The sequence below is a fragment of the Streptomyces sp. TRD_SC_5 genome (assembly GCF_056836825.1).
Genome location: NZ_JBWZZS010000001.1, coordinates 6,598,636 through 6,624,954 on the forward strand (window position 1 = coordinate 6,598,636; position 26,319 = coordinate 6,624,954).

The 26,319-nt window shown below is 70.4% G+C and carries 21 protein-coding genes and 2 pseudogenes; 15 read left to right on the forward strand and 8 right to left on the reverse strand.

Features of this window, described 5'->3' with window-relative positions:
* Positions 1-82 precede the first annotated feature (82 nt).
* Both AC1P0E_RS30195 and AC1P0E_RS30200 read left to right on the forward strand, forming a co-directional pair.
* The gene (locus tag AC1P0E_RS30195) at positions 83-1,213 is read left to right on the forward strand and encodes a TetR/AcrR family transcriptional regulator (protein WP_482745271.1); all 1,131 of its coding nucleotides are present in this window, start codon (positions 83-85) and stop codon (positions 1,211-1,213) included.
* 94 nt (positions 1,214-1,307) lie between these two features.
* Entirely contained in the window at positions 1,308-2,282 is a 975-nt protein-coding gene (locus AC1P0E_RS30200; RefSeq protein ID WP_482745272.1) for a zinc-binding dehydrogenase, read from the forward strand.
* A 7-nt stretch (positions 2,283-2,289) separates the two neighbouring features.
* On the opposite strand, the gene AC1P0E_RS30205 is transcribed toward AC1P0E_RS30200, so the two are convergent.
* Entirely contained in the window at positions 2,290-3,591 is a 1,302-nt protein-coding gene (locus AC1P0E_RS30205; protein WP_482745273.1) for an alpha/beta family hydrolase, read from the reverse strand.
* Between the two features lie 290 nt (positions 3,592-3,881).
* Between AC1P0E_RS30205 and AC1P0E_RS30210 the strand changes: the two genes are divergently transcribed.
* A complete protein-coding gene (locus AC1P0E_RS30210) occupies positions 3,882-4,403 on the forward strand; it encodes an ATP-binding protein (protein WP_482745274.1) in 522 nt (173 codons plus the stop codon).
* Here the strand turns inward: AC1P0E_RS30210 and AC1P0E_RS30215 are convergent.
* From AC1P0E_RS30215 to AC1P0E_RS30225, 3 genes are all read right to left on the reverse strand, one after another.
* Complete coding sequence (locus AC1P0E_RS30215; RefSeq protein WP_482745956.1) at positions 4,400-4,768, reverse strand: tetratricopeptide repeat protein; 369 nt, start codon at positions 4,766-4,768, stop codon at positions 4,400-4,402. The genes AC1P0E_RS30210 and AC1P0E_RS30215 overlap by 4 nt on opposite strands.
* 82 nt (positions 4,769-4,850) lie before the next feature.
* A complete protein-coding gene (locus AC1P0E_RS30220) occupies positions 4,851-5,846 on the reverse strand; it encodes an MASE1 domain-containing protein (protein WP_482745957.1) in 996 nt (331 codons plus the stop codon).
* Between the two features lie 65 nt (positions 5,847-5,911).
* Entirely contained in the window at positions 5,912-6,742 is an 831-nt protein-coding gene (locus tag AC1P0E_RS30225) for a PP2C family protein-serine/threonine phosphatase (protein WP_482745275.1), read from the reverse strand.
* Positions 6,743-6,942: 200 nt separating this feature from the next.
* Between AC1P0E_RS30225 and AC1P0E_RS30230 the strand changes: the two genes are divergently transcribed.
* Positions 6,943-7,908, forward strand: coding sequence for a pirin family protein (locus AC1P0E_RS30230; protein ID WP_482745276.1), 966 nt, complete (start codon positions 6,943-6,945; stop codon positions 7,906-7,908).
* A 306-nt stretch (positions 7,909-8,214) separates the two neighbouring features.
* On the opposite strand, the gene AC1P0E_RS30235 is transcribed toward AC1P0E_RS30230, so the two are convergent.
* The gene (locus tag AC1P0E_RS30235) at positions 8,215-9,417 is read right to left on the reverse strand and encodes a PucR family transcriptional regulator (protein WP_482745277.1); all 1,203 of its coding nucleotides are present in this window, start codon (positions 9,415-9,417) and stop codon (positions 8,215-8,217) included.
* An 87-nt stretch (positions 9,418-9,504) separates the two neighbouring features.
* Positions 9,505-9,687: a hypothetical protein gene (locus AC1P0E_RS30240; RefSeq protein WP_215131826.1), complete on the reverse strand. Its 183-nt coding sequence runs from the start codon at positions 9,685-9,687 to the stop codon at positions 9,505-9,507.
* Between the two features lie 241 nt (positions 9,688-9,928).
* Here AC1P0E_RS30240 and pgfA point away from each other — a divergent pair, with 241 nt between their 5' ends.
* From pgfA to AC1P0E_RS30290, 10 genes and pseudogenes are all read left to right on the forward strand, one after another.
* The gene (gene pgfA / locus AC1P0E_RS30245; RefSeq protein WP_482745278.1) at positions 9,929-10,879 is read left to right on the forward strand and encodes a cell envelope lipid trafficking protein PgfA; all 951 of its coding nucleotides are present in this window, start codon (positions 9,929-9,931) and stop codon (positions 10,877-10,879) included.
* Between the two features lie 289 nt (positions 10,880-11,168).
* Positions 11,169-12,374: a glycosyltransferase family 4 protein gene (locus AC1P0E_RS30250; RefSeq protein ID WP_482745279.1), complete on the forward strand. Its 1,206-nt coding sequence runs from the start codon at positions 11,169-11,171 to the stop codon at positions 12,372-12,374.
* A 78-nt stretch (positions 12,375-12,452) separates the two neighbouring features.
* A complete protein-coding gene (locus tag AC1P0E_RS30255; protein WP_482745280.1) occupies positions 12,453-13,130 on the forward strand; it encodes a class I SAM-dependent methyltransferase in 678 nt (225 codons plus the stop codon).
* Between the two features lie 22 nt (positions 13,131-13,152).
* Complete coding sequence (locus tag AC1P0E_RS30260; protein WP_482745281.1) at positions 13,153-17,457, forward strand: alpha-(1->3)-arabinofuranosyltransferase domain-containing protein; 4,305 nt, start codon at positions 13,153-13,155, stop codon at positions 17,455-17,457.
* Complete coding sequence (locus tag AC1P0E_RS30265; protein ID WP_482745282.1) at positions 17,454-19,079, forward strand: condensation protein; 1,626 nt, start codon at positions 17,454-17,456, stop codon at positions 19,077-19,079. The genes AC1P0E_RS30260 and AC1P0E_RS30265 overlap by 4 nt, the downstream gene beginning before the upstream one ends.
* Before the next feature lie 26 nt (positions 19,080-19,105).
* Positions 19,106-19,867, forward strand: a complete 762-nt coding sequence (locus tag AC1P0E_RS30270; protein ID WP_482745958.1) for a class I SAM-dependent methyltransferase — start codon at positions 19,106-19,108, stop codon at positions 19,865-19,867.
* 3 nt (positions 19,868-19,870) lie between these two features.
* Positions 19,871-20,782 carry a DMT family transporter gene (locus AC1P0E_RS30275; protein WP_482745283.1) on the forward strand — a complete coding sequence of 304 codons (912 nt, stop codon included), beginning with the start codon at positions 19,871-19,873 and terminating at the stop codon, positions 20,780-20,782.
* Positions 20,772-20,999 (forward strand): Trm112 family protein, encoded by a 228-nt coding sequence (locus AC1P0E_RS30280; protein WP_482745284.1) that lies wholly within the window; start codon positions 20,772-20,774, stop codon positions 20,997-20,999. The genes AC1P0E_RS30275 and AC1P0E_RS30280 overlap by 11 nt, the downstream gene beginning before the upstream one ends.
* Positions 21,000-21,475: 476 nt before the next feature.
* Positions 21,476-21,640 (forward strand): annotated as a pseudogene (locus tag AC1P0E_RS30285) (pirin family protein); the annotation flags it as partial.
* Between the two features lie 203 nt (positions 21,641-21,843).
* A complete protein-coding gene (locus AC1P0E_RS30290) occupies positions 21,844-22,902 on the forward strand; it encodes a vWA domain-containing protein (protein ID WP_482745285.1) in 1,059 nt (352 codons plus the stop codon).
* A gap of 193 nt (positions 22,903-23,095) precedes the next feature.
* Here the strand turns inward: AC1P0E_RS30290 and AC1P0E_RS30295 are convergent, their stop codons facing one another.
* Positions 23,096-24,787: an ISAzo13 family transposase gene (locus AC1P0E_RS30295; RefSeq protein ID WP_482745959.1), complete on the reverse strand. Its 1,692-nt coding sequence runs from the start codon at positions 24,785-24,787 to the stop codon at positions 23,096-23,098.
* 58 nt (positions 24,788-24,845) lie between these two features.
* Positions 24,846-25,019: pseudogene (locus AC1P0E_RS30300) on the reverse strand (IS5/IS1182 family transposase); the annotation flags it as partial.
* 386 nt (positions 25,020-25,405) lie between these two features.
* On the opposite strand from AC1P0E_RS30300, the gene AC1P0E_RS30305 reads away from it, so the two are divergent.
* Entirely contained in the window at positions 25,406-25,918 is a 513-nt protein-coding gene (locus AC1P0E_RS30305) for a gluconokinase (protein WP_482745286.1), read from the forward strand.
* Positions 25,919-26,319: the final 401 nt, after the last annotated feature.

Here is a 26,319-nt window from a genome sequence, read left to right on the forward strand (position 1 = left end):
TTCAAACCATATGACGTCACCATCTGGATGCCGAGGGTATCTTGAACCGACACGGACAGCAACGCGCAGGCAAGTGAGGACCATGGGCCGGCTCAGCAGGGCGGAGCTGCAGGAGCACAACCGCGCCAGGGTGCTCGCCGCGGCCAGGAACGAGTTCACCGAGCGCGGTTTTCCCGGCGCGAAAGTGGACGCCATCGCCGAGCGCGCCGGGCTGACGCGCGGCGCCGTGTACTCCAACTTCCCCGGCAAGCGGGCTCTGTACTTCGCCGTACTGGCCGACCTCGCGGAGCGCCGGCCCGAGCCGTCGCACTGTGAACCGGGCAGCACCGCCCCCGAGGCACTCGGCGCGCTCGCCCGTGCCTGGGTCGGCGAACTGCCGCTCGTCGGCGCCGACACCGGTGACCTGCACGGATCACCGCGCCTGGGCCGGCACCTGATGTCGGAGGTCCTCACCGAGGAGCGGATCCGGCGCCCGTTCGCGCAGCTGATGAAACTGGACGCGATCCTGCTCGGCCTAGCCTTGGAGGAGCTGCGGCCGCCCGGCGCGCCGCCCGCCCGCCTGGTGCGCATGGCGGAGGCCGTCCTCACGACACTGCACGGCGCGAGTCAGATGGCCGACGCGGCGCCCGGCTTCATCGAGCCCTTCAACGTGGTCAGCGCCTGCGAGCGGCTGGCAGGCCTCGACCTCCAGGACGCCTGGCCCCCGCCGCACCTGCCCTACATCCCGCGGGCACGCCCGGTCGACGAGCCGTGGTCCCCGCCGCCCGCGACGGACGCCGTACGCGGCGAGCCGGCCCGGCTGACGGCTGACGGCGTGGTGGCGGTCCTCGGACTCCACCGGCTGGAAGCCGCCGAGGAAGCGGTACGGGCCGCGCCCCCCGGCGCCACGGTCACCGCCGTCCTGGTCACCGGCGAACCTGCCGAGCTGCTCCCGCTGGCACGACTGGCCGTCGCCGGCCTCTGCGGCTGCCTGCGTCAGGCGTTCCCGCCGCCGGCGTGGCCGCGACTCCAGGTGGTGTACGACGCGTCGGGCGCCCTCGCGCGGGCGGCCGGCGTACCGGCCGTGAGCGACGGCACCGAGGCGGCGGTCCGCATCGAAGGAGGCCGCGTAGTCGCCCGAGCCGACGGCCGCGGCGCGTGCCACGCGGCGGCTGCGGCCGGCCGCACCGCGTCGGCACGTACCGCTCGCCCGGACGGGGGCCGCCACTCATGAGACAGCCCTCTTGACCCCAAGCGCGGTTGATGTTCAACAGTGATCCCTGAACCCGGCGAGCCAGCGCCGGTGGACCAGTTCAGGAGCGTATGACATGCACGCGATACGACTGCACGCTTTCGGCCCCGCCGGGAACCTCACCTACGAAGAGGTCCCCGGGCCCGTCCCGGCCGAGGGGGAGGTACGGATCGATGTGCGGGCGAGCGGAGTTCACCTGATCGAGACCACCCTCCGCCGCGGCATCGCCGTCGGCCCCCATGAGCCGCCGGACCTCCCTCTCACTCCCGGCGCGGAGGTGGCGGGCGTCGTGGGGGCGGTCGGCCCCGGCGTGAGCGTGGACTGGCTCGGCCGCCGGGTCGTGGCCCAACTGGAGCTGGGCGGAGGGTACGCCGAGCAGGCGATCGCCGCCGTCGACTCGCTGCACCGGATCCCGGACCAGCTGGACGCCGAGACCGCCGTAGCGATGATCACGACCGGTTCCACGGCCCAGGGTGTGCTCGCGGTCGCGCAACTGACGGCTCACGACGTGGTGTTGGTGATGTCGGCGGCCGGCGGGCTCGGCAGCCTGTTCGTGCAGGCGGCGCGTCACGCCGGCGCCCTTGTCGTGGGAGCGGCCGGAGGCCCGGCGAAGGTGGAGCATGTTCGTACGCTCGGCGCCGGCATCGCCGTCGATTACCGCGAAGCCGACTGGCCCGCCCACGTCCGAGAGGCGTTGGACGGCCGTGAGGTGAGCGTGGTTTTGGACGGCGTGGGAGGGCGGCTCGGACGCGAGGCCCTGGAACTGCTGGGTCCCGGCGGGCGGTTCCTGCTGCACGGCTGGGCCGCGGGGGAGCCGACCGAGATCACGACACGCGATCTGGTCGAGCGGCAGCTGACCGCGACCTGGGCGATCGGGCCGAACATGATCCCCGCCGGCGGCCCGCGCGAGCTGGCGGCGCGTGCGCTGGACGAGGCTGCGGCAGGCCGTCTTGTCCCCTCGATCACCCGCTTCCCGCTCGAGCGGGCCGCTGACGCGCACGCCGCCCTGGAGGCACGCGAGACCGAGGGGAAAGTGGTGCTGACGGCATGAGGCACGGCTACTCGGCCGCACGCGCTCCCGTCGCCAGATGCGTGGTGAACCACTCCTGCGCGAGGTCGGCCACCTTCTCCAGCGCCCCCGGTTCCTCGAAGAGGTGCGTGGCGCCCGGGACGACGTCCAGGCGGTTCTCGCAGCGGAGTTCCGCCTGGGCCTGCCGGTTGAGATCGAGCACCAGTGTGTCGCGGCCGCCCACGACGAGGAGGGTCGGTGCGCGTACGTCGCCGAGTCGCGGCCGGGCGAGGTCCGGCCGGCCGCCCCGTGAGACGACGGCGCCGACGTCCGCCTCCGCCGACGTACCGGCGGACGCGGCGGCCCGCAGCGCTGCCGCGGCTCCGGTGCTCGCCCCGAAGTAGCCGATCGGGACGGACTCGCGGCGGCGCAGCCAGCGGGTGGCGTCCCCGAGCCTCCCGGCCAGGGTCTCGATGTCGAAGACGTTCGCCCGGTGGGCTTCCTCCGCGGGCGTGAGCAGATCGAAGAGCAGCGTGCCCAGGCCCGCACGGTTCAACGCGGCCGCCACCGACCGGTTGCGCGGGCTGCGACGGCTGCTGCCGGAGCCGTGCGCGAACATCACGACGGCGGCGGCACCCCCGGGCACGGTGAGGTCCCCGGCGAGCCGGACACCACCGGCGTCCACCTCGACCTCCTGCTCGGCCGCCGGCCCCGCCCGTGCGGCGGCCTGCTCCAGCAGTGCGACCACTTCCTCGTCGGAGGTCTGCGTGAAGTTCTCGTACCACTCGCCGACCGCACGGAACATGTGCGGCACGGAGAGACACACGATGTCGTCCACCTGGCTGCTCAGCCGGGCGACGGCATCGGGCGCCGCCACCGGGGCGGCCAGCACCACACGAGCCGCGCCCTGCGCCCGTACGACCTGACACGCGGCCTCCGCCGTGGCTCCGGTCGCCATCCCGTCGTCGACCACGACGACGGTCCGCCCTTCGAGCGCCAGTCGCGGCCGGTCACCGCGGAACCGCAGCGCCCGCCGTTCGAGCTCCGCCTCCTCGGCGCGTTCGACCGCCGCGACATCGTCCGGCCCGACCCCGCTGCGGCGGACGATCTCATCGCTGATGACCCGCGCCCCGCCCTCGCCGATGGCCCCGAACCCCAGCTCCCGGTGGTACGGGACACCGAGTTTGCGTACGACGACCACATCGAGGGGGGCGCCGAGCGCCCGCGCCACCGCGAAGGCCACCGGGACCCCGCCCCGCGGCAGGCCGAGCACGACGGGCTTTTCCCTCTCGAGGTGCCGCAGGGCCACGGCGAGCCGCTGTCCCGCGTCGGCGCGATCGGTGAACAGCACAGTGGTTCACCCCCAACCCGGGGAGACAGAAACCACGTCCACACCTTCTTCGAAACAACCCCATTCGGGGTTGTCGCGCAACTCGGCGGCTTCCGGCAGTCGGAGTAGCCGGTGTACGGCAGACGGGTTCGGCCACGCCACCTGCGCCTTGGACCGCACCGGTTGCGGTTCGCGCTTCCCGGAGCCAGGATGTCCCTGACCCAATGGTGACTATCGCTCACTCTTCGTGTTCGGGGGTCGTTGCTGCAACGAGGTGAAGCATGTGAGCCTCGCGGTAAGGAGCCACGGCCATGACACTTCCCAGCGGCCGGTATTACGCGGTCGAACTGCACGTATCGGCGGAGCGCGTCTCGCAGATCCGGCGCATTCTTGCCGCACATCTGCGGCACTGGAATCTCGAGCTGCACATCCAGCCGGTGTGCAGGGGTGTCGAGGAACTTCTGACCAATGTCCACCGGCACGTCGGCAACGACAACTGGTGCGTGGTCGAACTGCGCTGGACCGGCAGGCATCTCACGGCTTCGGTGGCCGACAACGGCCCCCCGATGCCACGCCTCGCCTCCGCCGGCGGAGGCGGCCTCGCCGTTGTCGCCCGGCTGTGCGACAGCTGGGGGACCTGCGGCACTGCCGACGGCAAGGTCGTGTGGTTCACGCGGCGCGTGGAGGACGCGCGCAACAGCCCGCTGGTGCCGCACCCGCCCGTTCCGGGCGTGGGCGACGCCAAGGGGCAGCCGGAGCCCGCTCCGGCGCCCGCCGCGGCTCCGTCCCCCGCACCCGCACCCGTTCCCGTCGCGGTCCCCGCGCTCGTTTAGCCGGGCTCGGGGAAGTCGCCGGAGAGCGCGGCGGCCAGCCGTAGATGCGGTGCCGCCTCGCTGCCGCGGCCCTGCCGCTCCAGCGTGCGGCCCAGCATCAGCTGCCCGTAGTACTCGACCGGGCTGCGCTCCACGACGGAGCGCAGCTCGGTCTCCGCTTTGCCCAGCTGGGCGGAGTGGTAGTACGAGCGGGCGAGCAGCAGGCGCGGAGCGAGCTGCTCGGGGACCTCGTCCACCAGGCTGACGAGTACGCGGGCGGCTTTGTCGTACTCCTTCGCGTCGAAGAAGAGGTGCGCCCGCGCCCAGCGGTCGGCGGCCGTGCCGTGGCTGTAGTAGGCGTCGTTCGGATTCGTCCGCCCGGTCATCGTGACCCTCCCGTCGGCGGCCCCCGACACGGGGCCGTGCGGCAGCCTCAACAGGCGAGGGTGATTGAACATTCCACCACTGTTAATCGCTCGTGCGCTTGCTGCGACCGAGGCCGGGATGCAGGGGGCGGGGTGCTTCCCCCGGCGCGAGACGCTCCACCACTTCGGCCAGCTCGTGGCAGGCCATCTCGATCTTCAGGCGGATGTTCTGCTGCTCGGTGATGATCGCCGCCAGCAGCAGTGCTGTCAGCGCCGCCGAACCGTTGAGCGCCTGGAGGGTGAGCATGACCTCGAAGAGGCTGTGGTCCGCGAACGGCCCGATGCGCTCGGTCGCGGCCGAGATCGCCATGACGGACACGAACACCGCGCACGGCGTGCTCCCCGCCAGCCGGAAGCGCAGGGCAGCCCAGATGAGCAGCGGAAAGGCGAGGAAGAGCAAGGACATCGCACTTCTGGTGGCCAGCGGCACGACCACCGCGGCGGTGACCGTCAGTGCCGCCGCCTCCGCCCACCGGAAGGTGTCCCGCGGCAGCCGGGCCCGCCGAAGTACCACCAGCAACGGCGTCACCACGAGCACGCCCATGGCGTCCCCGGCCCACCACGCCGCCCACACGGGCCAGAACCCGCCGAGGGCCAGATTGCCGGTGAGGACCAGCACGCCGACGCCGACCGTGGCACTGATCAGCATCCCGCCCAGTGCCCCCAGGAACACGAGTGCCACCCCGTCCCGCAGCCGGTCCAGCTCTGCGTGATAGCCCACGCGGCGCAGCATCAGATACGCGCACACCGGGGCCAGCGTGTTGCCCGCCATGATCCCGAGCTCGGGAAGCCGGAACGAAGTGAGCGACAGCATGACGAGAAGGGTGCCGAGCGCGATCCCCGGCCAGATCCGCAGGCCCATGTGCAGCAGACAGCTGAGGGCGATACCGGTGGGCGGCCACAGGGGCGTGACCACCGAGCCCTCGACGGTCACCTGCTCCAGCAGACCGATCTGTCCGGCCGCGAAATAGGCGCCGGCCACGCCGAGAATCCGAAGAACGACTCCGGACACGCGTCGGATCTCCTCGGTGCGCATCACACCAGCCATCAGACTACGGCTCCCGCCGGACACCGGCCGTGACACGCCCCGCCGGGGCGCTCGGCTCACCCGGGCCGCTCCGCGGGCCTCGGCCCGTCGTACGTCAGGACGAGCACCGCGGCGTCGTCCGCGTGGCCGGTGGAGTCCGCCACCTTCATCACCTCGGCGGCCAGAGCGTCGGGATCGCCGCAGCAGCCCGCGGCGACCAGGTCGGCCACCTGCTCCAGCCCGGCCTCTATGGGGAACGACGGGCCCTCGACCACACCGTCGGTGACCAGGACGAAAGACCCCGGCTGCGTCAGCCGGCACCGGGAGACCGGGTACTCCTCGCCCAGCATCATGCCGAGCGGCAGTCCGCCCTCGTCCTCGGCGACGCCGCACCGGCCGTCGGCCAAGGCCCAGACAGCCGGTACATGGCCGGCGCGGGCACTCTCGAACTGCTGGGTGGCCGGATCGAAGCGTACGAAAGTGCAGGTCGCGAAGAGGCTGCTGTCCACCGAGAGCAGCAGCTCGTTGGCCCGGCGCAGTACCTCGCCGGGATCGGCGGCGGACACGGCGACCGCTCGCAGGCCGATCCTGACCTGCCCCATGAAAGCGGCCGCCTCGACGTCGTGCCCCTGCACGTCGCCGACGGAGAACGCGAGTGAACCGTCGGGGAGCGCGAACCCGTCGTACCAGTCACCGCCGATGTCCAGGCCGTGCCGGGCGGGGGAGTACCGGGCCGCGGTCCGCAGGCCGGGTACGGAGGGCAGCTCGGCCGGCAGCATCTCGCGCTGGAGCGCCTCGGCCAGCTCCACCCGGGCCTGCTGCAGCTCTGTGCCGGTACGGACTTGCGCCGTGAGCCGCCCGAGCCGGGTCAGCAGGTCATCGGCGCTCGTGGGACGACGCCGGGTCATGGACCGCTCCGAGATTCATGGGCTCATAAGCTCGCGAACCACTGCCGTAAGCCGCGCGCAGCGGCATGCCCCATCGTATTTCCGGGACGTGACTTCCGCTCAGCGAGGGCCGTAGCCGGAAGCCGGAAGCGACGCATCGCCCGGGTGGCCCAGTGAACGGTTCCCGCGGGCCCTGCGACGTGAACGAGTACTTTGACCGCATGAGCAATCTCGAGCGCCAGGCGGTGCCCTCCATCTGCGGCGGCCGCGGCTTCGTCGTGGCGGAGCCTGTACGTGAACTCCTCACCGCCCGCAAGGTCCAGCTCGGTGAGTCCACCCAGGTACGCCGACTGCTGCCGAACCTCGGCCGCCGCATGATCGGCGCGTGGTGCTTCGTCGACCACTACGGCCCCGACGACATCGCCGACGAGCCCGGCATGCAGGTGGCGCCGCACCCCCACTTCGGGCTGCAGACGGTCAGCTGGCTCCATGAGGGCGAGGTTCTGCACCGCGACAGCCTGGGCAGCCTCCGGACGATCCGGCCGCGTGAGCTGGGCCTGATGACCTCCGGCCGGGCGATCAGCCACTCCGAGGAAAGCCCGAAGCCGCACGCGCGCTTTCTGCACGGCGCCCAGCTGTGGGTCGCCCTGCCCGAGGGCCACCGCGACACCGAGCCGCACTTTCAGCACCACGCGGACCTCCCGGCCGTCACGGCGCCCGGTCTCACCGCCACGGTCGTCCTCGGCTCGCTCGACGGCGCCGCGTCGCCCGGTACGACGTACACGCCGATCGTCGGCGCCGACCTCGCTCTGACACGCGGCACCGAGACCCGCCTGCCGCTCGACCCGGACTTCGAGTACGCCGTCCTCTCCATGTCCGGCGAGGCGTATGTGGACGGCGTTCCCGTATTCCCCGGCTCGATGCTCTACCTCGGCTGCGGCCGCAGCGAACTGCCCCTGCGCGCCGAGTCCGACGCGGGCCTGATGCTCCTCGGCGGCGAGCCGTTCGAGGAGGAGCTGGTCATGTGGTGGAACTTCGTGGGCCGCTCCCACGAGGAGATCGAGCAGGCCCGCAGGGACTGGATGGAAGGCACCCGCTTCGGCGAGGTCCACGGCTACGCCGGCACCCGCCTGCCCGCTCCCGAACTCCCGCCGGTGGTCCTGAAACCGCGGGGACGAGTACGTTGACCTGGGGTTATGGGAATTGGTCTCTTGGTCGCGAGGCGGACGTTTCGTGCCTCTTGGCCTGTCATGCCGGGGGGACACTCGGGGTCTCGGAGTGATCGCCTGAGACGCAGGGCGGGAGGTGCAGGTGTTGGCACCTGTGACCAGGTCTCATCAGACTCTTGCTGACCTTACTGACGAGTAATCAGGTTGTGGGTTCGTCGGGGGGTGGGTGTGGGCTCGAGTACTTGAGGGGGCGGCGCGCCGCCTGCAACTCAAGCACAACGGCCGCGACGCGGAGTTCTTCGGCGGGCCGGGCCCGACAGCCCGTCAGGGTAACCCCGGTCCGTCAGGCGGCGGGACGAGATCACCGCGCAGCCGCCGGGCGCGCAGCACCAGCTCCATTTCGAAGCGGCGGTCCGGGTCGTCCATGTCCTCGCCCCACAACTCACGGAGCTGTCTCAGCCGGTAGCGCACGGTCTGCGGGTGGACTCCGAGCCGGGCGGCCACCTCCGGCGCGCCACCCCGCGTTTCCAGCCAGGCCAGCAGGGTCTCGGCGAGACGGTGGGCGTGCGCGGGGCCGCCGCTCTCGCCCAAATGGGCCAGCCGCCGCCGCGCCAGATCGTCGATCAACTCACCTGAGGGCAGCAGCACCAGGGCTTCGACGTGCTCGCCGCAGTGCAGGAGCCGCCCTTGCGGCAGCAGGCCCTGCTCGATCATCCCGACGGCGGCCTCGGCCCAGCGCAGCGACGTGGCGGCCTCCGCCAGGGGGACCGACGGGCCGATCGCGCCGGACCAATTGGCTGTCGCCCGGTGCAGCAACTCCGCGCGCCCGGGGGCGTCCGGGTCCGGCAACACCATGCGCGGCTGCTCGCCCTCCATGTCGAGCAGCACCTCGTCGCCCACGGCGGGGGCGACAGCCTCCTGGGCGGGGCGGAGCAGCACGGCCACCGCCACCCTTTCGGGCAGTTTCCAGCCGACGCCGGCCGCGCGGTCGGCGAGGAGGGCGGACGGATCCGTGCGGTGCTCGGCGAGCAGGAGCTCGACGAGTTGTCGTTGCAGGCGCAGCCGCTCCCCGGCCTGGCGGGCGACGGCCTCGGCGTAGCCGCGTACCGACTGCGCCACCATGACGTCGAGGTACTCGAACGCGGACTCGGCGAGTTCGTACATTGCTGCGGGCGGGATGTCGACCTGCTGGCCGATCTCCGCCATACGCCGCCAGGAAAGGCGCACGCCCAGCCGGTAGATCCCCTGCAAGGAGTCCAGGCTGCGCCCCTGCGTGACTTCGCCGCGCCCGAAGTCCTGGAACATCTCGGGAAGGACGCGCGGCCGGTCCGACCCCGTGGTCATCTGCTCCACGAAGAGCTCCAGCGCGTTCCGGATCGCAACCAGGGCCTTCGGTTCTCCGGACTCGTCGGCGATGAACGCCAGACCCGGATATTCCCGTCGGATCGCGGCGAGGATGTCCTGTGCAAGCTCGGGGACCTGTTCCAGGGCGCGGTCGGCGAAACGCCGAATCCGTTCTCGTGGCACGTCGTGCCACGCTGACGACGCTTCCACAGCACCGCTCCTGGATGTCCGTCCGCATGCCGCTCGATCGGTCGGCCTGGTCTTTACAACCTAGCCCGCGCTGGGGCTCGGCGTGCTGGACGTCCCGTTGGCGGGAGGGTCGGGGAACGTGACGAGCGGCACATTCTGCTGCTCGGGTGTGGCGTTGAGAGCGGCGACGATTCCGAAGGCGGCGCCTGTGGCCAGGACGGCGGAGGCAACGCAGGTCAGGAAGGCGGCGAGCAGTCTGGGCATGAGGGTGGTCGGCCTCTCTGTCGATGAGGTTGCTCACCCAGCGCGCCGGCCCGGTCCGGCGGGGTCAGTATGCGAGGCGCATTGACAGGTGGTCAAGCGCCGCCTAATTTCGCCGGTCATAGCGCTGTTACTCCCGGGTACGCCACTCCTCGGCCCGGACAGGCTGAAATCCGTGCGTGTGAACCCCTTCCCGCACAGTCCACGAATGCCCCGCACATTCCGCCCGCATTGGAGTACCCGCATGCGCCGTTCAACGTCGCCTTTGTCCCTGATACTGCTGGGGTTTGGTGTTTTTCTGCTCGTATTCACGCAGCTGCTCGTCTGGTACGTGGAGCCGCGCGCCAAGCGCACACCGACCGACGTGAACTCCACGACGGTCTTCAGTGGTGAGGGCAGTTATTTCGACACCGGGTCCGTCTCCACGGTGGACGGCCAGACGATAACGATCACCCGCCGGGTGCTGGGCGACGTCGTCGGCAGCGAGCGCAGTGGAAAAGCGATCTGGGACGTGTCGACACAGATCGACACCCCGAAGACGCTGCCGCTGGCCGACCCGCGGAGATCCCTGCAGTGGGCCACGGAACGCTGGGTCACCGACCGCCGGACGAACCTGCCGGTGCGCTGCTGCGAGGAGAAGCCCAGGTTCGAGGGCGCGGCCTACCTGAAGTTCCCGTTCGACGTCGAGAAGCGCGTTTACACCTGGTGGGACAGCACCCTGGGCGCCGCCGTGCCGCTGGAGTTCAAGGGCACCGCCAAGATCCACGGTCACCAGGGCTACGTCTTCCGAGGCACCGTCGCGGCCACTGCCACCGGCACCCGTCAGGTGCCCGGCGCGCTGGTGGGCCGCCCGCAGGGCCAGGTGCTCGCCGAGGAGTGGTACTCCAACGCGGGGATCGAGCTGACGGTGGACCAGCGCACGGGCCGGATCATGAACGCGGTGATCGCGCCGACAAAGACGCTGCGGGCCCCGGGTTCGAAGAAGGACGCGGTCACCCTGCTGTCCAGTAAGCGGCTGGAGTTCACCGAGGCGACCCGGCGCGAGCAAGTGACGCTGGCCTCCGACGACGGCAGTCGGCTGAAGCTGCTCGGCGAGACTGTGCCCGTTGTGGGCGGGATCGCGGGCGGTCTGCTTGCCGCCGCCGGCGTGGTGATGCTGATCCGTGGCCGTCGGCAGACGCACTCACAAGAGTGATAAAAACTGGCCGCCGATCAGCCCGAACTTATCACCCGCGTGCGTAGTCGAACGGATCACTCGAACGAACACTTGGGTTACCCCGCAGTAGGAAACGGGAGTCCGGTTTGAGCCAGGCTCCCACCAGAAGTCCGCCACTGACCCGGTGCTCATACGACCGCACCCGGTTGGCACCGTCACCGCAGTACCGGCAGTACTCGCACTCCGAGCCAGCCCAGCGCTTCATCCCCGGAAGCCCGGCAATCCCTCACCCGACTGCCCCCCGCAGCCGCCGAGTCGGAGCACCTCTATGCCCCAGCACGCGTCCGCTCTGGCCTCCGGCCAGGAGGACTCCCCAACTCAAGCCCGCACTGGCAGCCGAGCCACCGACTCGCTCGCCCTTGACCCGCACATCGCACCCGTCGCGGAACCTCTCCCGCGCCGGATCACCTTCCTCGCCCGACGTGACCTCGGCAACCAGGCCGCCGGCGGCTCCGAACTGCTCATCGACCGGATAGCCGGCGGTCTGACCGCCGACGGCCATGAGGTCACGCTCGTGTGTGGCGGCCCGGCCGCAGAACGCGACTACCGAGTGGTCTCCGCAGGCGGTGACGCAGGACACTTCCTGCGCGCCAGGAAGACCTTCGCCCGCGAGGTCGGCGACTGCGACCTGCTGGTCGAGGTGTGCAACGGCATGCCGTACCTGGCGCCTCTGTGGCACCGCGGACCGACGTTGTGCCTGGTCAACCACGTGCACACCGACCTTTGGCAGATGCGTTACCCGGGCCCTGCGGCCCGGCTCGGCCGCAGGCTGGAGCACTGGGCGCTGACAGGCACTCACCGCGACAACCTGATGGTGGCCGTCTCCGAGTCGACCGCCTCCGAGCTGCGTGGCATCGGCGTGGCCGCAGACCGCATCCGGATCGTCAACAACGGCGTCGAAGACCCCGGCGCGCTGCTGCCCGAAGCGAAGGAACCGCTGTTCCTGGCCGTCGGCCGGCTGGTGGAGTACAAGCGCATCGATCTGCTCCTGCGGCTGTGGGAGCGGGTACGTCCGGTCACCGGCGGTCGGCTCGTCATCGTCGGTGACGGTCCCGAACGGGAGCGGCTGGAAGCCATGGCCGGCCCCGGTGTGACGTTCGCCGGCCGGGTGTCGGAGGCCGAGAAGCACCGGCTGATGTGCGAGGCGTGGCTGCTGTTGCACCCCTCCCTCGTCGAGGGCTGGGGGCTGGTCGTCACCGAGGCCGCCGCCCGGGCCACTCCCGCAGTCGGTTTCGACATACCGGGCCTGTGCGACTCCATCGTGGACGGGGAGACCGGGGTGCTGGCCCGGGGCGAGAGTTCGTTCGCCGCAGCGTGGTGCACGCTGTCCCTCAGTGCCCACCGGCGCGAAGCCATGGGGCGTGCCGCCGCGCGTCGCGCCAAGCGCTTCCGCTGGAGATCGACGGTCCGTCAGTTCCAGGCTGTCGCCGCCGAGGCCGCGGCGCTCGCCTCCGCCCCGGGACGCGGGAGGTGAGCGGCCATTTTTGAGGTCACGACAAGCGCGTTCAAGGATCCGTCGCTGCGGCGATCGGCCACCCTCTTCCGGGCGTTCATGCGCGAACAGAGCGACCCCGAGCGGTGCTACACCCTGCTGGCCCGTGACTCGGTCGCGCAGGTGGCACGTCACATCGACCTGCCCGGCAAGATCGTCGTCGACATCGGCGGCGGCAGCGGCCACTTCACCGAGGAGTTCCGCCGCCGCGGCGCGCGGAGCTACCTCTTCGAGCCCGACCTGCGGGAGCTGAGCGCCCGAGGCCCGGTGACCGAGGACGCGGTGCTCGCCGACGGATACCTGCTGCCGCTCGCCGACGGCGCGGCGGACGTGTGCTTCTCGTCCAATGTGCTGGAGCACGTGGCGGACCCGCAGACCTTCATCAGCGAGATGGTGCGGGTCACCCGCCCCGGCGGACTGATCTACCTGTCGTTCACCAACTGGCTCTCCCCCTGGGGAGGTCACGAGACAGCACCGTGGCACTACCTCGGGGCCGACCGGGCCCGCGATCGCTACGAACGGCGCACCGGCCGCGAGGCCAAGCACACGCTCGGCGAGAACCTGTTCCCCGTCCATATCGGTCCCACCCTGCGGCACGTCCGCGGCCGTGACGACGTGCAGGTCGTCACGGCGCGGTCCCGTTACTGGCCATTCTTCGCGAGCACGATCACCCGGGTGCCGGGACTCCGCGAGATCGCCACCTGGAATCTGTTGCTGATTCTCAGGCGAAGCCCATGAGCAAGCGAAGCGAGGAACGGTCATGACCACTACGGTCCAGGCGCCCACTCGGGCGCCACAGCCCGGCCCGACGCCGTCCGAGGTGTCCGGGGCGCCGCGCGGACGACGCCTGCTGTTCGGCTTCTGGGCCGTCGTGCTGGTGTGCTTCCTCGCGGTGTCACCGGGGAAGATGACGTTCGAGACCAAGCTCGGTGTCGCCCTCGACCCCTGGCGCTTCCTCGGCGACCTCGGTTCGCTGTGGAACGGCAACATGGGCCTCGGCGGCATAGCCAACCAGTACATCGGCTACGCCTTCCCGGCGCTCCCTTACTACGCGTTCATGGACCTGCTGCACGTGCCGGTGTGGCTGGCCGAGCGGCTCTGGCTGTCGATCATCGTGACAGCCGCCTTCTGGGGTGCGCTCAGGCTCGCCGAACGGCTGCGCGTGGGCACGCCCGCGACCCGGCTGCTCGGTGCGGCGGTATACGCGCTGTGGCCCACCTTCACGATCGTCATCGGCTCGACCTCCGCCGCCGCGCTGCCCGGTGCCCTGCTGCCCTGGGTGCTGCTGCCGCTGACCTCCGCGGCGCTGAGCCCCCGTACGGCCGCCGCACGTTCGGCCATGCTCATCCCCTTCATGGGGGGCGTGAACGCCGCCTCGACGCTGGCCTCGCTGCTGCCCGTGGGTCTGTACCTGCTCAGCCGCCCCGCCGGCCGGCGTCGGCGCGCCCTGCTGGGCTGGTGGATACCGGGCGTCGTGCTGGCCACCGTGTGGTGGGTGGTGCCGCTGCTCCTGTTCGCCATCCACGGCGAGAACTTCATGCCGTACGTCGAGCAGGCCGACATCACCACCGCAACCATGTCCGCGACCGAGCTGCTGCGCGGCGCCGGCAACTGGGTGGCGTATCTCCACTTCGGTGAGGCGTGGCTGCCGGCCGGCTGGACCGTCGCGGCCTCCGTCATCGCCGTCCTCGGTTCGGCGTTCGCCGCGGCCCTGGGGCTGGCGGGCCTGGCCCGCCGGGACCTGCCGGAGCGCCGCTGGCTGCTGCTGACCGTCCTGGCCGTCGTCCTGATCACGCTGGCGGGGTACGGCGGCGCCTTCGGCGGTCCGTTCCACGGTGTCGTGCAGGACTGGTTGAACGGGTCGCTGAAGCCCTTCCGCAACATCTACAAGTTCCAGCCGGGACTGGCCCTCGCGCTCGCCCTCGGACTGGCCCACCTGACGGCTGTGCTCTCCGTGAGCAGAAGTCCTCGCGCACTTCCCGGTCGCCGCTGGGCGCCCGCGGTGGCGGCGGTGCTGGTACTGCCGGGCCTGGCCCTGCCGTACCTCAATGGCTCGATCCTGCAGCCCGGCGCCTTCACCAAGCTGCCCACCCACTGGGAGAAGGCAGCCGGCTGGCTCAAGGACAACGCCCCGGACAGCCGGGCCATGGTCGTACCGGCGACGGCGCACGGCATCTACACCTGGGGTTCCCCCATCGACCAGCCGTTTGACGTGCTGGCCGAAACACCCTGGGCACAGCGTGACTTCGTCCCCTTCGGTACACCCGGCTCACGCCGTGCGACGGACGCCGTCGAGCAGGCGCTGCTGTCCGGCACCGAGGTTCCGGGCCTTCAGGCGTACCTGGCAAGGGCCGGCATGCACGAAGTGGTCGTGCGTAACGACCTCGACCCCGACCAGATCGGCTATGTCCCGCCGCAGACGGTGAAACGGACCTTGGAATCGTCCGGCTACAGCAAGGTCGCCGGGTTCGGCCCGCTCGTGACCGGCGGGCGCATCGCCGCCGACACCCCGCTGCAGGTGCAGGGGCTGTATCCGCGGCTCCAGTCCGTGGAGATCTATCAGCCGCAGGACCGCGACAGGCGTCCCGACAGGGTCGGTGTGTCGGCCGCGGCCGACACGGCCGTGGTCAGTGGCGGACCCGAGGCGCTGCTCCAGCTTTCGGCCGATCCCTCGATGGCCGGCCGGCCGGCCGTACTGGCCGGGGACAGCCTTCCCAAGGGCGTCACCGCACCGGTGAAGGCCGTCGCGGACGGGCTGCGCCGAGCCGACACCCGGTTCGGCCTGGTCAACAACAACACCTCGTACACGTACACCCCGGACGAGCGCAATCACTCAGGCAGCCTGCAGAACCCGGGCGAGAAGCCCAGGCAGATCCTGCCGTCGGAGGGCACCGGTCACCAGACGACGGCCGACCTGCGCGGCGCGACGTCCGTGACGGCCTCCAGCAGCGGCAACTGGCTGTTCCACCTGCCGCAGTACGACCCGGTGAACGCCTTCGACGGCAACCCGGACACCGCGTGGGCCGAGGGCAGCCCGGGCAAGCCGGCCGGTCAGTGGCTCAAGGTGGACTTCTCCGGGCCGACCGACATCCCGGCCTCCATCCAGCTGACGCCCCTCCCGGGCGACAGCATGCGCGCCGCGCCCACGCGGGTGCGGATCGAGACCGACCGCGGTTCGGCCGAAAGCCCGCTGCAGACGAACGGGCAGCCGCAGACCGTCGAGGCGCCCGCCGGCGAGGCCTCCTGGATGAAGATCACCGTCCTTGCCGCGCAGCAGGCGCGGCCGGGCCTGTCCGGGGCCGGCTTCTCCGAGGTGTCGATCCCGGATGTGCAGGTGACGCGCATGCTGGCGCTGCCCGCCGACGCGAAGCGCACCGACGCGGCGGCGACCGTGTACTCCCTGCACCGCGGCACCGACGCGGGCGGCTTGTCGCCCGTATCGGCCGAGGTGGGACTGCACCGGCAGTTCAGCACCCAGGAAGCGGGCGAGTACAAGGTGTCGGCCCGAGCCGTCGCCGTGCCCGGCGGCCCGTTGGACGAACTGCTGGACCGTTCGGCTCCGGGATCGAAGAACCGGCTGACGGCCTCCGCGGACTCCACCAGCCGCAACGGCATGTCGCTCAGCGCCCGCAACCTGGTCGACGGTGATCTGACGACCGCCTGGATCGCGGGCGACCGGCCGGTCGTCCACCTGAGCTGGCCCAAGAAGGAGAAGGTCGACGAGATCGTCCTGGCGCCGGCGGGCGGGGTGTCCACCCGGCCCGAGCAGGTGCTGATCAGCTCGCCGCACGGCGCCGCGACGGCTGATGTGGACGAGAACGGGCGGGTGCGCTTCCCGGAGATCGAGACGAACCGGCTCGACATCACCGTCAGCAGGGTCGCCCCGCTCACCGTCCACAATCCGGTGGCGGACGCGCAGTTGCAGCTGCCGGTCGGGCTCAGTGAGGTCCATGTTCCCGCGCTGGCCGACCTGCGGGTACCGCGCCCGAAGCCGTCCGCGCGCTTCTCGCTGCGGTGCGGTGAGGGCCCGGACCTTGCCGTCGGCGGTGTCCTGCACAAGACGAAGGCTTCCGGAGCGGTACGGGACCTCACCGAGCGGCGTCCCGTCACCGTCGCACTCTGCGCAGGAGAGGAAAAGGACGGCACCCTGGACCTTCCGGCCGGAAAGCACGAGGTGGAGGCGGGTGACGCGGGTCCGCTGGCGATCACCGACGTCACGCTGGCCCAGGGCACCCCGCAGGAGATCGCGGGAGCGGCGGGCCGCGAGGCCACCGTCACCAGGTGGACCGACGACAGCCGGACCGTGTCGGTGTCGGCCGGCTCCGGCGAGGCCACGTACCTGCAGACCTACGAGAACGCCAACGACGGCTGGAAGGCCACCCTGGACGGCACGGAGCTGGAGTCGGTGCGGCTCGACGGCTGGCAGCAGGCCTGGGTGGTCCCGGCCGGGGCGTCCGGCACGGTGAACCTGGAGTTCGAGCCCTCCAAGCCGTACCGGGCCGCCCTGATCGGCGGTGTGATAGCGCTCGCCGCGCTGGCCGCACTGGCCTTCGTGGGCCGCAGGCGCAACGCCGGCGGAACCACCGGCCTGGACGAGGAGCTGCCCGAACCGGCGGCCCCCGGGATGCTGCTCGGGACGCTGGCGCTGACCGCCGTCGTCGCGGTGGCGGCGGGTCCGCTGGCCCTGGTGGTGCCCGTACTCGCCGTGGCGGCCCGGTTCCGGCCGGCCGTCCTGGTGCCGACCGCCGCGGTGGCGATGGCCGGAGCGGGCATCGCCGCGGCCGTCGGCGCCGGGGAGCCGGCCGCCGCCGGACAAGGCGCGTTCAGCGCCGTCGCCCAGGTACTGGCACTGGTGGCCCTGTCCGCCGCCTTGGTGACGGCGGTAAGCCCGGCGTCCGCAGCCGCCGGTCGGAAAAGCGACGACGGTGGCGAAGCGCCGGAAAGCGACGGCGGTGCCGATGCACCCGTCACCGGACCGGTGGTCACGGCCCGGCAGGGAAGCACGAGCGCCGGGGACCGGACTGAGCCGCTCCCTCGGCATCCAGGACTCGGTGGCCCGTCATGACCTCGTCGCGGACCGCCGCCGGGAGGGGGACCTCAACCCCTCCCGGCGGAGTCCGGATTCCCTTTCCGACCACCGACGAGGTGTCGCGGCACTGCCTCAGTGACGACGAGCCGGAGACCGTACACATCGAGGTCCATCTGCCCGGACGGCTGGACCCGGCACGGTTGCGGACCGCGTTCCGGCGGGCGCTGCTGATGCACCCCCGGGTGCTGATGCGTGAAGTGCCCGGCCGCCGGCACCGGCAGTCCTTCGCGTGGGAGCTGACCGGCGAACCGGACAGCGACCCGGTGAGCTTTGCGCGGCCGGGACCCGACGCGTTGGGCCGCGCCCGCGCGCGGGCCCTGACGGGATGCCCGTCACTGGCCCTGTCGCCGCCGATGCGCCTGGAAGTCATCGAGGTGGACGGGGGAACGGCCGCCGGTGAGCCGCCGGAGGCGGGCTTGCCGGGGGCGACCCGGACCGTGCTGCTGCTGACGATGCATCACACGGCCCTCGACGCGGGGTCCGGGCTGCGGGTGCTCGCCACGACCGCCGAACAGTACAGCGGCTCGGCCGCTCTCCCCGTCCCCGCGCCGGTTCGGCCGGCCCCCTCGGGGCCGGCCGCGACCGGCGGCACGGGCCGCGCGGTGTGCGCGCGGCCCGTGCGAGTCGCGCCCGACTCCCGCCCCGAGCCGGTGCGCGCCCGCGCCGCGGGCAACGGCATGCTGCAGGCGGAACTGCCCGTTCCGCTGCGTGTGGGTCGGTCCGGCGGGCTCGCGCCGTGGACCGTCAACGACCAACTGCTGGTCGCCGCGTCACTGATGGTGGGCCGCTGGAACGTCTCGCAGGGCCGGTCGGCCGGTCCAGTGCGGATCACCATGCCCGTCGACGACCGTCCGCGCGGCAGAGAGATGCCGATGGGGAACGGAACCCGGCTCCTCGAGGTGGCCATGACCTCCGAGGACCCGCGCGACCCGGACCTGCTGCTCGGTGAGCGGCCGGATCCGGCGGCCGTGGCCCGGTTGCTACGCACCACCGCTCGGCGTACTCGCGCGCTCAAGTCCGTCCACGGTGCGCCGCTGGGGCCAGGGACGAGCCTGTTGACCGCGCCGTTTCTGCCGGTCGGGATCCGGGGCACGCTCACCCGTGGCGCGCGGCGAGCGGCGGCGCCCTGGACATCGACGGTGCTGGTCACCAATATCGGGCGCATTCCGTACGCGCTGGACTTCGGTGACGCCGGCCGGGCGAACGCCGTGTGGTTCTCCGCACCGGCGCGGATGCCGCGCGGGCTGAGCGTGGCGGCGGCTTCCACCGGCGGGCGACTGCATGTGACGCTGCGCTGGTCGCGGGCGCTGCTCGGCGACGCGTCGGGCGCGTACCTGACCGGCTTGTTCGAGCAGGCGCTTTCGGCAACGTCACAGGTCACCCGGCCTGGATCGAACGCTGGGGGTTCTGGTCCGGAAGCCGACGTACCGGAGGCGGATGCCACCACTCCGGACGCCACGACTCCGCACGCAGAGGCGCCCGGGGCTCCGGGGAAGGCCCGCCGACCCGGCGGGCCGCACGACCGCGACGCGCGGTGTCCGGACCCGACACCGGGTGGAGCCCGCTCCGCCCGGCAGAACCATGCGAGGCCGTCATGACCCGCTCACTCCACTGCTCCGCCGCGATGAAATCGCCGGAGGCGGCGATACCTTCGCCGGCCAGGCCCGTTCCCGGGCTGCAGGATTTCTACGAGGACCCCACCGTCCCCGTCGCCTCTGGCGAGGCCCGTAGTCTGCGCCAGGCCCGGATGCTGGCCGATGTGCTCGGGCCCGCCGGGCCCGGCCGCCCGGCTGCGACCGTGCTCGACGTGGGCTGCGGCGACGGCTCGGCGGCCGCGACCGCCGCCCGCGAACTGAACGGGCACCGCATCGTGGGAGTCGACTGGTCGCAGGGCGCGCTGCGCCGGGCGGCGCCGCGCCTGAGCCATGTCGTCCGCGGCGAGTTGACCGGCGGTGGGCTGCCGTTCGCCTCCGGCAGCGCCGACGCCGTGCTCTTCAGCGAGGTCGTCGAGCACCTCGTCGACCCCGACAGCGCCCTCGACGAACTGCACCGAGTGCTGAGACCCGGGGGACATCTGATGCTCTCCACGCCCAACCTCGCCGCCTGGTACAACCGCGGGCTGCTGCTCGCCGGAGTCCAGCCGGTGTTCTCCGAGGTGAGTCTGCGCCACATCCACGGCAGGCCGGGCAGCCAGGTGGTCGGCCATCTGCGCCTGTACACGGCACGCGCGCTGCGCGAGTTCGTGGCGGCGTGCGGGTTCGAGGTGGTGAAGGTCGCCGGTGCGCCGTTCCACGGGGTGCCGCGCCCGCTCCGCCCGCTGGACCGCTTGGCCTGCCGGCTGCCGTCCCTCGCCTCCATCCTCCTGGTGCACGCGAGGAAGGTGTAGTCCGTGGTGTGGGGAGTGGCCGCCGCACTGGTGGCGAACGTTCTGTACAGCACCGGCTTCGTCCTGGAGAAGCGGGCTCTGGCCGGCATGCCGCCGCTGAGTGCCGCACAGCCGGGTCGGGCCCTGCTCCTGCTGGCCGGCAGGCCCTTGTGGATCTGCGGGGCCATGGCGCTCGCCCTGGGGTTCGCCGCCCAACTGGCCGTCTACCGCACACTGCCGATCGCCGCCGCCCAGGGTCTGTTCCTGTCCGGGCTGGTCCTCCTGCTGGTGCTCTCGTCGGTGGTGCTCGGTGAGCGCCCCTCCGGCCGTGAGCGGCGCGCGGTGGCCGTCATCGGGCTGGCCCTGGTCATGGTGGTGTCCTCGCTGTACGGGAGCAGCGAGGAGATCAGCCACAGCGCGCCCGCGGGCATCCTGCTGGCACTGTGCCTGCCGACACTCGCGGCCGGACTGCTCCTGTACGCGGCCGCGGAACGGCGAGCCCGCCGACGTCACCGGCAACCGACCACCGGAGTGGCCTACGCGGTGGCGGTCGGTCTCCTGTACGGGGTCAGCTCGCTCGCCATCAAGGGCATCTCCGGGCACCTGGGCACCTGGGACCTCCAAGGCTCCATACCGGCCCTGCTCGCCTCCCCCTACCCGTACCTTCTGCTGTTCACAGGGGTCAGCGGACTGGTGCTCTCGCAGACCGCCCTACAGCGCTGCCGGGCGTCACTGATCGTCCCGGTGTGCTCGACGGTGACCTGCGTGTTCACCATCGTCAGCGGCACGATCGCGTTCAGCGAGCCGCTGCCCGCGGACCCGCTGCGGCTGTTATTGCGCATCGGCGGCACCGCGTTGGCCCTTACGGTCCTGCTCACCCTGCCGCGACACGACGCGGCCACCCCACATCCGAAGGAACCCTGCCATGAAGCCTGACAACCCGCTGCTGAAGATCCTCGCCTGCCCGCTCGACAAGGGTCCGCTGATCCTCGACGAGACCGGGGGCGCTCTCTACAACCCGCGCCTGCACCGCCGCTACCCGATCATCGACGGCATCCCGCAACTGCTCCCTTCCTCCGGCGAGCCCGTCGTCGAGCCCGCCGTCGAGCAGGAACACAACGCACTGCCGGCCGGACTGCCCGACTCCGCCTGAACGCAGAAGTGAGCGTTCTGTGCCCACCCGCACGATTGACCGTTCATGCCCGAGGCCGGCAACAAGCGGCGCAAGGCCATCGACGCGTTGCCCAACCGGGCCTCAGCAGAGACCCCGGTCGCGTAGGGATACGCCGACGAACCCCTGACACGGGCGGGTGCAGGCCGAACTGTCGCAGCAGGATTGGGAGTGAGCAGCGCCCGCGAGGTCGGAAGGCAACCCAGAGCCGATCGGGGGTGTGGATCGTTCTGAGTCGATTTGATTGAGGAAGCTGCTTTCGATGGCAACGCCCGTGCAGAAAACGGACTTCATGCGCTTCTCGCGCCTACACTCGTACCACAGCGGTCTCGCCAATTAGCTCCGCCTCAATGGTGAATGGAGCCACTGGAGTGCCCAGGCGGCGACCGATGCTGACTCTTTGCTGCCCCCTGGGGGCGGTGTAGGGCTCTGACCTGTATAAACGCCCGGTGCGCAATATGTGGTTGAACTTTGTGGGCCGTTCCCAGCAGGAAATCGAAGTGGCCCGCAAGGACTGGATGGAGGGCACCCGCTTCGGCGAGGTGAAGGGCTACGACGGTGACCGCCTCCCCGCCCCCGAACTCCCGCCGGTCACCCTGAAACCTCGGGGCCGGGTGCGCTGACCTGCGGTTACGGGAATCGGTCTCGGCCTCGGAGTAATCGCGTCGCCGGAGTTCATCGCACCCGGACACAGCGACGACGACCGCCGCCGTGCCGCTCGGGTCTGCCCCGGGGCAGGTGGGTGATCGCCCGTCAAACTCCGTTGTCAGTGCCTCCCCATAGTGTGGAGACATCACTTGGGGAGCCTCGGAGAAGGAGCAGAAACATGTCCGCCAACAAGATCCAGCACAAGGTGAATCACGTCGCGCTGGTAGTGGACTGTTCGGGTTCCATGCATCAGCACCAGAGTCAACTCATCCGCGTCGTGGACGAGTTCGTGGCCGGCTTGAAGGCCGAATCGGACAGCCTCGGTCATGAGACCCGGATCAGCCTCTACTCCTTCGACCACACGGTGGAGAACCTGGTCTGGGACATGGACGTGAAGCATCTGCCGTCCATGCGAGGTCTGTACAAGGTCAACAATGGTGCTACGGCCCTCATCGAAGCGTCTCTGAAGTCCCTGGACGACCTGGGCCACATCTGGGAGGCGTACGGCGAACACAGCTTCCTCCAGATCGTGGTGACGGACGGCGAGGAGAACGCCTCCGGCGGCGACAGACGGCACGACGGCGACATGGCCATCCTCGGACCCTGGCTCGACAAGATCGCGGCGAAGATGGGTGCGCTTCCGGGCCACTGGACTTCCGCGATCCTCGTTCCGAACTCCCTGGCGAAGCGAACCGCCCAGAACTACGGTTTCCCGGCCGGAAACATCGCCATCTGGGATGCGGATTCCCAGGAGGGTGTGGAGGAGGCGATCGGTACCGTGCGCGCTGCCGCCACCAGCTTCCTCCGTGGCCGCGAGCAGGGCGTGCGCGGCACGAAGAACCTGTTCGCGGTCGGCCAGGACATATCGGTCGACGACGTGCGGGCGAACCTCGAACCGGTCCCGGCCGACAAGTACCGACTCCTGAAGGTCGACACGGAGGTCGAGATTCGACCCTTCGTCGATTCGCATCCGGGCGTGACGTACGAACGCGGGTCGTGTTACTACCAGCTGGGCACCCGGGTTCAGGTTCAGCCCGACAAGGAAGTGATCGTGGTCGAGAAGGACACTGACCGCGCATACACGGGCGACGCGGCACGCAGCCTTCTGTTCGGCACGGGTATCCGGGGGACCGTCTCCGTGAAGGCGGGGCGTAATCCCAAGTTGGAGGTATACGTGCAGAGTCGTTCGGTGAACAGAAAGCTCAAGCCGAAGACGCGTCTGCTCATCATGCTCTGAAATTCACGAGAAGGGCGTAGAGCGGGTGGTCCAGGACCAGTCGCGAAGGGCCGGCCAGTCGTGGACCTCACCCGATGCCGCTTCCGCGAGCACGGTCGCGCACGGCCTGGCCGCCGCCCCTGGCAGAGATCAAGGCAATCGCCGCGCTCGCAGCGGTAGGCAGTGGCGGGGACCACCAAGGGCGTGCAGATCATTAACTCGTCGATTTGGCCTTGGTTTGGGTGGGGTCGAAAGCGAGGAACGTAGCGATGTCGGCTGGTGTGCAAAAGCGGGCGGTGGAGGCGTTGATGTGGTGGCCGTGCGCTTCCAGGAGTGGGCGGACTTCCTGTTTCGCGCGGCTGATGGTCATAGCCGTGACGCCGAAGAGTTGGCCGAGGAGGTCCATGGTGGCGAGTTTACGCAGGTGGAGCACGGTGGCCAGGATTCGCTCGGCTGGCGTGAGCCTGGCTTTGGCGCCTGTACCGGGAGCGACCAGGCGCTCGTGACCGCGACGCGTGCGGAGCACTTGCTCGCGTTGAACCTCCAGCGCAGGCGCCAGCATGGCGATGAGTTTGCTGAGCTGTTGGCGGGTCATCCCGGTCAGTTCAGGGTCCTGCAGAGCACGCTGCGTGAGGCGAGGCGGTCTGCTCGCCGGGGCCTGGTCTGACGTGCTGTTGATCGCTGTCTCGTCCAGCGGGTGCTGGGGGTGGAGGGTGTAGTTCCAGTCACCGTGGAAGCGGTGCCGGGTGATCGGCAGGGCGGCGATCTCGTCGTCGCTGACCTGGATGCCGGTGGGGTAGGGGCTGGTGTCGAGCTCGGCGTGCACCCTCAGGCCGGTCTTGGTGGTGGTCGCCGCGATGCTCTGGACAATGACTTCGTGGCTGGTCAGGGGCCTGCCGCGCCAGTTCATGGTGATGTGGGAGAAAAGCCGGTGCTCGATCCGGTTCCACTTCGATGTGCCAGGAGGCAGGTGGCAGACGGTGATCGCCAGACCGGCCTCAGCAGCGAACCGGGCGAGTTCGGTCTTCCAGGTGCGGGTGCGATACCCGTTGGAGCCGCCGGCGTCGGCGGTGATCAGCAGTCGGTCGGCGGTTGGGTAGGTGGCCTGTCCGGCTCCGTTCCACCAGCGGCGGATGGATTCGACGGCGAACGCGGCGGTGTCGTGGTCGGTGCCCACGTTGACCCAGCCGGTGTTCGCGGCGACGTCGTAGATGCCGTAGGGCACCGCTCTGCCCAGCTCGCGGTCGGGGAAGTCGTGGGAGTCGACTCGCACCGGCTCGCCTCTGGGCTCCCATTCCCGACCGTTGTTCTTGAAGGGGCCGACCAGTTCCTTCTTCTTCGTGTCCACGCTGATCACCGGAGCCCCGCCGTCTTGGTGGTCGCGGGCCTGTTCGTTGAGGTAGTGGAACTGTGCGTCCCGGTCAGGGTGCTGCTTGCCTTCCAGTGTCTTGGCGTTGCTCTGCAGGCTGAAGCCCTCTTCGCGCAGGAGATCGCCCACCGTGTCCGCGCAGATCCTGTGTCCTTGGCGGGTCAACTCCCCAGCCAGCTTGCGGGTGGATTTGGTGGTCCAGCGCAGCGGGGACATGGGATCGCCGCGGACATCGGGCTCGACCAGCGTGAGGAGTGCCTCCCGAACCACGGGGTTTTGGTCGACGACGCGTTTGCGACCAGCGCCGGGCCGGCGGATGCGTCCCAACAGTTCCTGGCCCGAGTCGAGTTCCCGCACTCCGACAGAGACGGTGGCTTCGCGGACACCGGCGGCACGGGCGACGGCTCTGATCCCGCCGTGGCCAAGGGACTGGGCCTCCGCCCCTATCAACAGGCGGCGCTGCCGTTCATCGAGGTGCGGCAGAATCGCCTCGAACTTGGCGGCCAGCACCGCCCGTTGCTCTTCCAACCCGCTCACGCCAGACCAACGAACCACCGAGCGGAAAGCCACGGGTTAATGATCTGCACGCCCCAACTGATCGTTTCAGAATGAGTGCTCGACGACCCATTGGGTCCTGGGCTGTGCCCTTGCGGGCGATCTTCGGTGTGATGCCGCGGGCCCGGAGAAGGCGGCGCTGCTTGTCGTAGTCGTAGCCGCGGTCGGCGAACAGCCGGCCCGGCCGATGCCTCGGCCGCCCGCGCGTCCCGCGGCCGGCAGCCGGGGCCCTCTGCAGGACAAGCCGTCGAAGGATGAGAGCGCGGCCCGCGAAAAACAGTGAGCAGACCGGCAGTTGCCTGCCGCATCTTCGCTCTCAGCCGGGCTCCGGCTCATGTTCGGCCCCCTTGCGCGTGTGGGTGGCCGCCTTGGTGTGGATGTACAGGTCCTGCCGGCCCGGAGAGGCTTCACGGCGTGGCGGCAGGGGCAATTCTTGATGAGCCAGCCTTGCGACGCCACGTCGAAACTCCCGTCACATGGCTCCGGTCCGACCGCACGCGGCTGCAAGAGTCCAGCAAGAACCGTCTCCTGCGGCGTTTTGCCGGTCTGGAGGCTGAGTGCCCAGCCGTTCCGATTGATGCTCTGCGCTAGCCTCATGTGATGGCCCAGGAAGAAGATGCTCCGCTGGTCGTAGTGATGGGTGTGTCTGGCTCTGGCAAGACGACGGTAGGTCAGTCCCTGGCGCAGTCCTTGGACGTCCCGTTCGCAGAAGCTGACGATTTTCACCCGCCCGAGAACGTAGCCAAGATGCGGGCCGGGATCGCTCTGGACGACGAAGACCGGCGCCCATGGCTCGACGTCATCGCCGCGTGGCTGCTCGAGCACGGCCCAGGAGGCGGGGTGATCACCTGCTCGGCACTGAAACGGCGCTACCGCGACCGTCTGGTGTCGGCAGCGCCGCGTGTGCGCTTCATCCACCTGCACGGCTCGGCGGAGCTCATCGCCGAACGCGTGGCTGCGCGTCGAGGGCACTTCATGCCGGTCTCCCTGCTCCAATCGCAGCTGAACACCCTGGAGCCGCTGGCCGCCGATGAACGAGGGGCGCTCGTGCCCATCAGCGGTACGGTCGAAGAGACGACTCGACTCGTACTCGCTGCTGTGCGAGAGCGGTAGACGTTATGGCGACTCGCACGTCGACCAGCACTGCCCCTGTCGGCGGCATCAGCGCGGCGCCCGCCATGCGGCTGCGCCCGTCTGCGACTCAGGTGGCAGGGCCAAACGTCCGCCGATAGGCGTCGGCGCTTTCGTTTCGCTCAATTGTCGCGAGGTTGCCGGAGGATCAGCCAGGCGAGGAGGGGGACCAGTCCGATGTATTCCAGCCAGGCGAAGAAGACGGACAGTCCTTCCGTCGTCATGACAGGCCTTCCGTCGGTGAAGGACGGACGGTGAGCCGTCGGCGGTCGAAGGAGAGGACGTGCTTCCACGGGACTTGTTGGGTGCTGCGAGCAGGTACGGTCCCTTGACGTCTCCCTGTGCGTAGCCCAGGCGGTAGGCGAAGGCGGATGGTCCGACGA

Coding starts and splice junctions, on each gene's coding strand:
- AC1P0E_RS30195 (WP_482745271.1), top strand. CDS start 83: ATGGGCCGGCTCAGCAGGGCGGAGCTGCAGGAGCACAACCGCGCCAGG.
- AC1P0E_RS30200 (WP_482745272.1), top strand. CDS start 1,308: ATGCACGCGATACGACTGCACGCTTTCGGCCCCGCCGGGAACCTCACC.
- AC1P0E_RS30210 (WP_482745274.1), top strand. CDS start 3,882: ATGACACTTCCCAGCGGCCGGTATTACGCGGTCGAACTGCACGTATCG.
- AC1P0E_RS30215 (WP_482745956.1), bottom strand. CDS start 4,768: ATGACCGGGCGGACGAATCCGAACGACGCCTACTACAGCCACGGCACG.
- AC1P0E_RS30225 (WP_482745275.1), bottom strand. CDS start 6,742: ATGACCCGGCGTCGTCCCACGAGCGCCGATGACCTGCTGACCCGGCTC.
- AC1P0E_RS30230 (WP_482745276.1), top strand. CDS start 6,943: ATGAGCAATCTCGAGCGCCAGGCGGTGCCCTCCATCTGCGGCGGCCGC.
- AC1P0E_RS30240 (WP_215131826.1), bottom strand. CDS start 9,687: ATGCCCAGACTGCTCGCCGCCTTCCTGACCTGCGTTGCCTCCGCCGTC.
- pgfA (WP_482745278.1), top strand. CDS start 9,929: ATGCGCCGTTCAACGTCGCCTTTGTCCCTGATACTGCTGGGGTTTGGT.
- AC1P0E_RS30250 (WP_482745279.1), top strand. CDS start 11,169: ATGCCCCAGCACGCGTCCGCTCTGGCCTCCGGCCAGGAGGACTCCCCA.
- AC1P0E_RS30255 (WP_482745280.1), top strand. CDS start 12,453: ATGCGCGAACAGAGCGACCCCGAGCGGTGCTACACCCTGCTGGCCCGT.
- AC1P0E_RS30260 (WP_482745281.1), top strand. CDS start 13,153: ATGACCACTACGGTCCAGGCGCCCACTCGGGCGCCACAGCCCGGCCCG.
- AC1P0E_RS30265 (WP_482745282.1), top strand. CDS start 17,454: ATGACCTCGTCGCGGACCGCCGCCGGGAGGGGGACCTCAACCCCTCCC.
- AC1P0E_RS30270 (WP_482745958.1), top strand. CDS start 19,106: ATGAAATCGCCGGAGGCGGCGATACCTTCGCCGGCCAGGCCCGTTCCC.
- AC1P0E_RS30280 (WP_482745284.1), top strand. CDS start 20,772: ATGAAGCCTGACAACCCGCTGCTGAAGATCCTCGCCTGCCCGCTCGAC.
- AC1P0E_RS30290 (WP_482745285.1), top strand. CDS start 21,844: ATGTCCGCCAACAAGATCCAGCACAAGGTGAATCACGTCGCGCTGGTA.
- AC1P0E_RS30305 (WP_482745286.1), top strand. CDS start 25,406: ATGGCCCAGGAAGAAGATGCTCCGCTGGTCGTAGTGATGGGTGTGTCT.